This is a genomic window from Metabacillus fastidiosus NBRC 101226, assembly GCF_001591625.1.
Lineage (GTDB): Bacteria > Bacillota > Bacilli > Bacillales > Bacillaceae > Metabacillus > Metabacillus fastidiosus.
Window position 1 is genome coordinate 1 of the sequence record NZ_BCVG01000164.1, and the last position, 5920, is coordinate 5920.

A 5920-nucleotide genomic window follows, 5' to 3' on the forward strand; every position below is an offset into this window, starting at 1 on the left:
CTGTATCGCTTCAAAGCGACCTCTTTAATTTATCATATATAATCACTGAATGTCAATAACTTTTTTATATTTCTTTAATAGTATTCATCAGCGACGCTTATTAATATATCACTTTATTATTCTCTAGTCAATAATAAAATAAAAACAAATGGATGACCATTTGTTTTTAACTAACTATCATCATTTTAATAATAACCAGAGCCGCCAAGCCAGGTAAGCCAAGAATACCTGATATAGAAGAAGTTATAAAATTTATTGGAATGTGCAAATCAAAGCTTGCTCCAAAAACATTTACTAAAAATAATAAAAGCGCACCTACAATTATTCTTATAAAAACTTGTCCAATCCATCTTATCGGCTTCATAGGTGCGCCAACTAACAATAATACTAAAACTAAACCGCCCAGAACGGAGAAAACTAAAATCGGATCCATTTAATCACTCACCTTCTTCTTTATAATTAAAAGATATGAAGAGAGTTATAAAATAGAACAAGCCAGAATACTCTATCCGCATAAAATAGATTGCCTGATTATCTTCTGATTCTAATACTTCGGTTCTTAGCTTCCCTTAATAGAAATAAGTATTTAGCTTCGACAAGCTTTAATTCAAAAAGTACTTCAGGTGAGGGCTCAACACTTCTTTCGATAAGTTGTTTTTGCCGGCTCCATTCATCCTTCATTACAACTAATTTTTCAACTAATGACTGATCATATTGATTTCTTAACCAGCCCTTTCTGCGAAAAAGCATGCAAAAACCCCTTTGTGTAGATTTATGCCATATCCTAGTCAGAACCTTATAATTCGCGTCTTCCTTCGAGTGCTTTTGATAAGGTTACTTCATCTGCATATTCTAAGTCGCCCCCTACAGGTAAACCATGTGCAATCCTTGTTAATTTAATACCGCTTGGTTTTAACAATCTGGATATATACATAGCTGTAGCTTCCCCTTCAATGTTCGGGTTTGTCGCAAGAATTACTTCCTCAATGACATCATCCTGAAGACGCTTTAATAGCTCAGGAACTTTTATATCTTCTGGTCCAATTCCATCCATAGGGGAAATTGCCCCATGCAGTACATGATACAAACCATTGAATTCTTTCATTTTCTCCATCGCAATAACATCTTTAGGGTCTTGAACAACACAGACAAGTGTTTTATCACGGCGCTCATCCTCACAAATATAGCAAGGGTCCTGATCTGTAATATGTCCACATACAGAGCAATATGTTAAATTCCTCTTTGCATTAACTAATGCTTTTGCAAAATCTAATACAGTGTCTTCTTTCATATTTAATACAAAAAAAGCCAGACGAACGGCCGTTTTAGGACCGATTCCTGGCAATTTCGTAAAGCTGTCAATCAGCTTTGATATTGGTTCAGGATAATGCATTTCGAAATTCCTCCTAGAACATTCCTGGCAGATTCATTCCTTTTGTAAATTGTCCCATTGTTTCATTTGTTAAATCATCCATCTTCTTTAACGCATCATTTGTTGCCGCTAAAACAAGATCTTGAAGCATTTCAATATCTTCCGGATCAACTACTTCTTCTTTAATATTCACATCAATAACTTCTTTTTGTCCATTTACTTTAACAGTTACCATACCGCCGCCAGCAGTACCTTCCACTTCTTTCACAGCTAATTCTTCCTGTGCCTTCTGCATATCCTTCTGCATTTTCTGCATTTGTTTCATCATTTTTTGCATATTGCCCATTCCGCCACGCATCATATTATATTCCTCCTAATTTACTCTTCATTAATTTCAATTAACTCTAGTCCTACTAACTTTTTAGCTTCAGCAATTAGTGGATCTTCTGAGATTTCCTCTTCTCCATCATTGTCCTGCTTTTGGTTTTGTAGGAATTCTTCTCTTATTTTACCCCATTCTTGTTCAGGAACGCCAACGATTTCCAGACTTTTACCGATTATTTCTTGTAAAATCATCTGCAAATTAGTCAAAACATTATTATTATTCTCAGCGACCATCTTACAGTGTATTTCATATTTAAATTTTAATATAAAAGCATTTTCAGAAGCTGCTACCGGTTCACTATCTGTTAACAATGCAGCATGGGATACTTTATTTTGCCTTTTCAATGTCTCAAGCATCTCGCCCCAACGACTTTTTACAGTATGTAAATCTTGACGCGTAGCATTTTTAAGGATTTCTCTTATTCTTCCTTCCGGCAATCTGTATCCGCCGCTTCTCACACTCTTTTGTCGTGATTCACCTGTCGTTTGTGGCTGCTGCTGCACAGCTATTCCTGATTGCTTTAATCTTGCAAGCTCTGATTCCAGATAATTAATCTTTTCTGTCAATAAAGTAATATCTTGATTACCTGTCTCAGAAGGAGCAGATATTTGCTCTTGAGCTAGCTTGACAATAGCTACTTCAAGGAAAATTCTTGGATGATTCGTCCATTTCATTTCCTGCTGACTATTATTTAACACATCAATTGTCTCGTATATTTCATTAGTAGACAAAATATTCGCTAACGTTTTAAATTCTTCATCTACAGTTACTCTTTCAAGGACTTCTTCCAGATCTGGTGCTGTTTTATACAAGAGCATATCTCGATAATAGTATATAAAGTCTTCAATAAATCTCGTTGGATCTTTCCCTTCCTGCATTAATAGATCCAATGCCCCCAATGCTTTTGTGACATCCTTTTCATGGATGGATTTAGCGAGATCACTTATAATACCTTGGGATACAGAGCCCGTTATTAATAATGCATCTTCCAATGTTACTTTCTCATCACTAAAAGAAATAGCCTGATCAAGTAAGCTGAGAGCATCACGCATACCGCCATCTGCTGCCCTTGCAATAATACTCATTGCTGCACTCTCTACCTCTACTTGTTGTTCACTAATAATTTCTTCCATTCTGCCGACAATTGATTGTGCAGTAATCCTTCTAAAATCAAAACGCTGGCAACGGGAAATAATAGTTAATGGTATTTTATGCGGCTCAGTAGTTGCTAAAATGAAAATAACATGTTTTGGCGGCTCTTCAAGTGTTTTTAATAATGCATTAAATGCACCAATAGAAAGCATATGCACTTCATCCACGATATACACTTTATATCTGACCACCGATGGAGCAAATTTCACTTTATCACGTATATCCCGAATTTCATCTACACCATTATTAGAAGCAGCATCAATTTCAATCACATCAGAAATAGACCCATCTGTTATTCCCCGGCATGCAGCACATTCATTACAGGGTTCACTAACAGGGGCATTTTCACAGTTGACGGTTTTTGCGAATATTTTTGCTGCACTCGTTTTACCGGTTCCTCTAGGACCGGAGAAAAGATAAGCATGCGAAAATTTATTATGTAAAAGGGCATTTTGCAATGTTCTAGTTATATGCTCCTGCCCAACAACGTCATGAAATTGCTGTGGACGCCACACACGATATAAAGCTTGATAACTCACAACAATGCCCCCTTTCCTTCTCCTTTTATTATAACTCATTCTTTTACACTATGACAAAGATGATTAAAAAAACAAAAACTCACTCATCGGATTATGAGTGAGTTAATATGTAAGGAAACTGCCGTGCACCTTCCTTCGATTAGTAACCATAGGCGTTACTCAAGCAGTTAGCTCGGCTCAGGCAACCCTGCGGCACATGAGAGCTTCCACTTAATGCTGCTTCCTTCCGGACCTGACATGGTTCATGGATTCCCATTGCGCAGGACCCAAGCGTCAACACCACTTACTTGAGGCAGACCCTACAGTACACTAACCTCGGGAAAGGGATTCGGCCTCGCTAGAGCGGATTGCGAGTACAGGGCACCGCTACCTCCCCGCTTAGCACGGCAAAGTTGATACCTATTTTAGGACGTCAATTACTATGACGTAAAATAAGTATATATGCTTTCCGAAAAAATTGCAATGGTTTGCACCTGTAAATTTTTTCAAGTTACTTTTTCTTCTTATTCTCCCTAAGCTGGCGGAAAAAATCACTTAACAGTTCACTGCAAGTTTGTTCAAGAACGCCTTCTGTCATTTCCACATAGTGATTAAACCTTGGTTCTTGTAAAAGATTCATCAATGTCCCTGCACAGCCACCTTTCGGATCTTTTGCTCCGTACACAACTCTTTTTACTCTCGATAGGACGATAGCTCCCGCACACATTGGACAAGGTTCAAGTGTGACATAAAGAGTTGCATCTTCTAAACGCCAGCTTCCTATTTTCTCACAAGCAGCATCAATTGCTAAAATTTCTGCATGTGCTATGGAGCGTTGTTCACTCTCACGTAAATTATGTGCGACTGCAATAACATTATCGTCCAGTACGATAACCGCCCCTATCGGCACTTCCCCAAATTCAAGTGCTTTTTTCGCTTCTGCTATTGCCATTTCCATGTAATATTGATCTTTCTCCATATAATAATCACCTTAAATAAAAGTTTGTTAAAAATAACTAACATGCTTCATCGTTCCTCCTCATAAGATGGATTGAAGATAATTGGAGGAGGACTTGCTATGCAAATACATATTGTTCAACAAGGACAAAATTTAAATCAAATTGCGCAAACTTATAGTACCACATATCAAGAAATTGTTCGTACAAATGAAATACCTAATCCAAATGATTTAGCAGTTGGTCAAGCAATCGTTATTCCGATTAGAGGGCAATTTTACTGGGTTCAACCAGGTGACAGTTTATCAAGTATCGGAAGAAAATTTGGATTTCCTGCTGCTGAATTGGCAAGAATTAATCGAATACCCTTAAATACAGCTTTACAAGTTGGTTTCAGATTATATATTCCCGCCGGAAAACGGCGCAGTGCAGAGTTTAATGCCTACGTTGAACCTCGAGGGAACACAGTGGCTCCAAATCTTGAGAGATCAGCAAGGGAAGCAGCGCCATATCTAACATATTTAGGACCATTCAGTTTCCAAATTCGACGGGATGGCACACTTAAAGAACCTTTGCTCAATAATTTTCGAGAGATCGCAGCTCAAAATAATGTAACATTAATGATGGCTATTACGAATATTGAAAATGATCAATTTAGCGATGAAATTGGACGTATTATTTTAAATAACGAAGAAGTACAGAATAAGCTTTTAACAAATATTGTTGAGACAGCAAAGAAATATGGATTCCGTGATATCCACTTTGATATGGAGTATTTAAGACCGGAAGATAAAAATGCCTATAATAATTTTTTAAGAAAAGCGAAAAGCCGGTTTAGCCGGGAAGGATGGCTACTTTCAACAGCATTAGCTCCAAAGACAAGTGCTGGCCAAAAAGGGAAATGGTATGAAGCTCATGATTATAAAGCTCATGGTGAGATCGTTGATTTCGTCGTTATTATGACATATGAGTGGGGATACAGCGGAGGACCGCCAATGGCAGTTTCACCGATAGGTCCTGTACGTAAAGTACTTGAATATGCAAAAACTGAAATGCCTAGCAGAAAAATCATGATGGGACAAAATTTATATGGCTATGATTGGACTTTGCCTTTCGTCCAGGGAGGACAATTTGCAAAAGCGATCAGCCCGCAACAAGGAATCCGACTAGCGAGCAGATACAACGTGCCAATTCAATACGATATAACTGCCCAAGCACCTCATTTTAACTATACAGACGAAAATGGGAAGCAGCATGAAGTATGGTTTGAAGATGCTAGGTCAATCCAGGCAAAATTCAATTTAGTAAAAGAACTTGATTTAAGAGGAGTAAGCTATTGGAAACTTGGATTATCATTCCCGCAAAACTGGCTGCTCATAACGGATAATTTTGAAGTAGAGAAAAAGAGATAAGTAAAATTATCTCTTTTTCTTTTTTAAAACACAAAAAAACCGTTACTATTAAGTAACAGTTTATACAATCTCCATTTTTTATGCGCTAAAAAAGGGATATAAAATTCAATTTATGGCGGAGGAAG

The 5920-nt window shown here is 37.4% G+C and carries 7 protein-coding genes and 1 other RNA gene; 1 reads left to right on the plus strand and 7 read right to left on the minus strand.

Annotated elements, in window-relative coordinates; translation table 11 throughout:
* Positions 1–166: 166 nt before the first annotated feature.
* From BFA01S_RS20585 to tadA, 7 genes are all read right to left on the minus strand, one after another.
* Positions 167–433, minus strand: a complete 267-nt coding sequence (locus BFA01S_RS20585; protein ID WP_066235363.1) for a pro-sigmaK processing inhibitor BofA family protein — start codon at positions 431–433, stop codon at positions 167–169.
* Positions 434–531: 98 nt separating this feature from the next.
* On the minus strand, positions 532–750 hold the full coding sequence (locus BFA01S_RS20590) for a YaaL family protein (protein ID WP_066235366.1): 219 nt from the start codon (positions 748–750) through the stop codon (positions 532–534).
* 46 nt (positions 751–796) lie between these two features.
* Positions 797–1393, minus strand: coding sequence for a recombination mediator RecR (gene recR, locus BFA01S_RS20595; RefSeq protein WP_066235368.1), 597 nt, complete (start codon positions 1391–1393; stop codon positions 797–799).
* Positions 1394–1406: 13 nt separating this feature from the next.
* Positions 1407–1730: a YbaB/EbfC family nucleoid-associated protein gene (locus tag BFA01S_RS20600; RefSeq protein WP_066235377.1), complete on the minus strand. Its 324-nt coding sequence runs from the start codon at positions 1728–1730 to the stop codon at positions 1407–1409.
* Positions 1731–1750: 20 nt separating this feature from the next.
* Positions 1751–3448, minus strand: coding sequence for a DNA polymerase III subunit gamma/tau (dnaX, locus tag BFA01S_RS20605; RefSeq protein ID WP_066235370.1), 1698 nt, complete (start codon positions 3446–3448; stop codon positions 1751–1753).
* 121 nt (positions 3449–3569) lie between these two features.
* Positions 3570–3835: signal recognition particle sRNA large type (gene ffs / locus BFA01S_RS20610), an RNA gene on the minus strand.
* 103 nt (positions 3836–3938) lie between these two features.
* On the minus strand, positions 3939–4406 hold the full coding sequence (gene tadA, locus BFA01S_RS20615) for a tRNA adenosine(34) deaminase TadA (protein ID WP_066235372.1): 468 nt from the start codon (positions 4404–4406) through the stop codon (positions 3939–3941).
* 99 nt (positions 4407–4505) lie between these two features.
* Here tadA and BFA01S_RS20620 point away from each other — a divergent pair, with 99 nt between their 5' ends.
* Positions 4506–5795, plus strand: coding sequence for a glycoside hydrolase family 18 protein (locus BFA01S_RS20620; RefSeq protein ID WP_066235374.1), 1290 nt, complete (start codon positions 4506–4508; stop codon positions 5793–5795).
* Positions 5796–5920 lie beyond the last annotated feature (125 nt).